The sequence below is a fragment of the Chitinimonas sp. BJB300 genome (genome assembly GCF_002735695.1).
Classification (GTDB): domain Bacteria; phylum Pseudomonadota; class Gammaproteobacteria; order Burkholderiales; family Chitinimonadaceae; genus Chitinimonas.
Genome location: NZ_PDZH01000246.1, coordinates 1 through 2,851, shown reverse-complemented (window position 1 = coordinate 2,851; position 2,851 = coordinate 1). Strand labels below are relative to the sequence as shown.

Sequence of the window (2,851 nt, the reverse complement as noted above, 5' to 3'; positions counted from 1 at the left end):
TGAATGCCTGAGCATCAAGACGCAGAAGAACCCATTCGCACTTTGCCGCAAGTTACTGATCAACGCCTCCCGCGCGGCTTATGATCAGTTACAGCTGCTTCTCGCAGCTACTGCGTAACATCAGTGAATTAAAAACACATCTGCGTCAAAGCCGACGTGTACTGCGCAGCAAAACGCCAGACCTGGTGCGTCAAGAATTCTATGGGTGGATGCTGGCACACTACGCTGTGCGCTGGTTAATGCACAGTGCATCCAGACAAGGGCAAAAAAGCCCACTGGACTTATCATTTACTAAAAATGTTCATTTGTTTCGACGCGCCCAACCGCAGTCTGGCGCTTTTTCCCCCAGCGAAGCCGCGAAAACGAAAGCAGTGGTTTGCACAACGGTTGCAAAACGCGAGTTGCCTCAAAAGCACCCAAAGTCGCCAGCGCAGAAATCCAAGAATGGTTAAACGAAGGGGCACAGCATTTGCAAGCCACAAGCGCGGGCAAAAGCTGATTGATTTAACCATTGTGCTGGTCTCACCAAAACCGATATCGGCATCATGGCGAATTCCCAAATACATCTAACCGAACAGTATTGGGGTGGGTGCCATTACCGCCACTGACGTGCTCGCGTTCAGACAGACTCAAATCTTGCATGGCGATTCTCCTATGTTGGCTATGTCATGCGTGCTGTATTGGCGGTAGCGTGAGTGTAGGCCTGCTTTTTAGCGGCAACCAATAGGGTGGGCGTCAGGATTTTTCATGGCTGGCTGCTGTGCTTGTGGGTTGCGTTGGCACAAGCGCCGCCTGCGGAAATAGGGGCCTGTGGAGTAATGTAACAGCCAACCGACTTAAGGGTTGAACTTGCAGTACTGGTCGGAAAATTCCTTACATTGTGGTTAAATGTAAGGACACAAAGGAGCTGAATATGGCAACCGCTACATTAACCACCAAGGGCCAGGTCACCATTCCCGCTGCTGTTCGGTGTGCGCTGGGTCTGCATGCAGGCGACCGGGTCGATTTCGTTGAGCTGGAGAGGGGACAATTCGCCATCGTCGCCGCTACCAAGTCGGTGAGCGATCTCAAGGGCTTGCTCAACAAGCCAGCCAAGCCCGTATCGATTGAAGACATGCACGAAGCCATCGCAACCAAGGGCGCAGGCTTAGCATGATCGGTATCGACACTAATGTACTCGTTCGCCACATTGCGCAAGACGATCCCGTGCAGTCGCCGCAGGCCACGACCTTCTTCCAGTACCTGACGCCGTCCGTTCCCGGCTTCATTAGCCTAATTGTGTTGATTGAGGCCGTGTGGGTGATGCAACGCGCCTACAAGGCAGATCCGGCACAACTGGTCATGGTCCTTGATACCTTGTTACGTACCAAAGAGCTGGTCGTACAGCATGCCGATGTTGCATGGAAGGCACTGCATCGCTACTCGAACAGCACCGCTGACTTTTCTGACTGTCTGATCGAATGCATGGCCAGCGAAGTTGGCTGCACGAAAACGGTGACTTTCGACCGCGGCGCGGTAAACCAAGCTGGCATGGTCATGCTCGGCGAGTAGATTTTGTGGCCAGCATTTGAAAATGGCCAGGCCAGAAGGGAAATAAGCGTTCTTCGGAACCCGAGTAGGCCTTAAGTCGGTTGGCTGTTCCATTTCTCCTCGGCCCCAATACTGGCAAGACTGGCAAAGGAGACAGAGCGATGAAAGATAGAACCCATGACGAAGCAATGGCGGAGATGTTCCGGGACGATCCCGCTTACACCGTTCAATTGCTCAACAGCATTCTTGAGGACGGCGACCAAAGCGAGCTTCTGATTACCCTGCGTCAAATGGTGAAAGCCGTTGGCGGCGTCCAGACGGTGGCCCAAACAGCGCACCTAAGCACGACGCCGCTATTATCGACCCGGACCTAGGCAACGGCCCGATGGCGCATCGCCCAGCGAACATCCTCAAGGTGTGGCCGCAGCGTACCGCGATGGAATGCCTGCGACCGGATGTATTCAATCCGCGCATCGAAGCACTCGCCACGCAACACGGCGCCGTAAGAACCTCGATTTAAATACTGCCAATGCCAGGTAGGGGTAATCGGGTGGCGTTGGGGCGGATCCCCTGCACCACCCGATTACCCCAAATAGCCCGCATCAAATGGCGGGCGAGTTTGCTGCGGGCGAAGGTGGAATGAAAGGTCGAACTGCTGGATGCCTACGGAAATCACGCTATACCTAGTGTGGATTACTTCGCAACCGCATGCACAAGGACCTTCCATGAAATCCAACCCTCTTATTGCTAGCTTGCTCTGCTTAGCCGTGCTGGCCCCGGCCTTTGCTGATGATTTGGACGATATCAAGAAGAAAAATACGCTGATAGTGGGTGTGAAGGATTCCACGCCACCGTTTGGCATGGTCAATCCTAAGACTCAAAAGATTTCGGGCTACGATATCGATTTCGCTGCCGCTATTGCCAAGCACTTGGGTGTGGGTCTAACTGTCAAGGCAGTAGAGTCAAACCAGCGTATTCCCAAGCTGGTCAGCAAGGATGTGGACATGATCATCGCCACTATGACCAAGAATGCTGAACGGGAAAAGCAGGTGGATTTCAGCTATGGCTATTTCATCACTGGCCAGAAGTTCATCGTGCATAAAGGTAAGGTCAATGCCATCGAACACCTCACCAACGCCAAGATCGGTACCGTCACTGGTTCCACCTCAGAGAAGCAGCTCAAGCGTGAATTACCTAACTGATGTTACGCAGTAGCTGCGAGAAGCAGCTGTAACTGATCATAAGCCGCGCGGGAGGCGTTGATCAGTAACTTGCGGCAAAGTGCGAATGGGTTCTTCTGCGTCTTGATGCTCAGGCATTC

4 protein-coding genes are annotated in these 2,851 nt (G+C 53.2%); all 4 read left to right on the top strand.

Going from position 1 to position 2,851, the window contains the following annotated elements:
* Positions 1-913 precede the first annotated feature (913 nt).
* The 4 genes from CSQ89_RS20845 to CSQ89_RS20830 all read left to right on the top strand — a co-directional run bounded on the left by CSQ89_RS20845 (position 914) and on the right by CSQ89_RS20830 (position 2,732).
* Positions 914-1,156, top strand: a complete 243-nt coding sequence (locus CSQ89_RS20845) for an AbrB/MazE/SpoVT family DNA-binding domain-containing protein (protein ID WP_099407901.1) — start codon at positions 914-916, stop codon at positions 1,154-1,156.
* Entirely contained in the window at positions 1,153-1,551 is a 399-nt protein-coding gene (locus tag CSQ89_RS20840) for a PIN domain-containing protein (RefSeq protein WP_099407900.1), read from the top strand. The genes CSQ89_RS20845 and CSQ89_RS20840 overlap by 4 nt, the downstream gene beginning before the upstream one ends.
* A gap of 140 nt (positions 1,552-1,691) precedes the next feature.
* On the top strand, positions 1,692-1,904 hold the full coding sequence (locus CSQ89_RS20835) for a helix-turn-helix domain-containing transcriptional regulator (RefSeq protein WP_308418194.1): 213 nt from the start codon (positions 1,692-1,694) through the stop codon (positions 1,902-1,904).
* A 351-nt stretch (positions 1,905-2,255) separates the two neighbouring features.
* The gene (locus CSQ89_RS20830; protein ID WP_158229077.1) at positions 2,256-2,732 is read left to right on the top strand and encodes a transporter substrate-binding domain-containing protein; all 477 of its coding nucleotides are present in this window, start codon (positions 2,256-2,258) and stop codon (positions 2,730-2,732) included.
* Positions 2,733-2,851 lie beyond the last annotated feature (119 nt).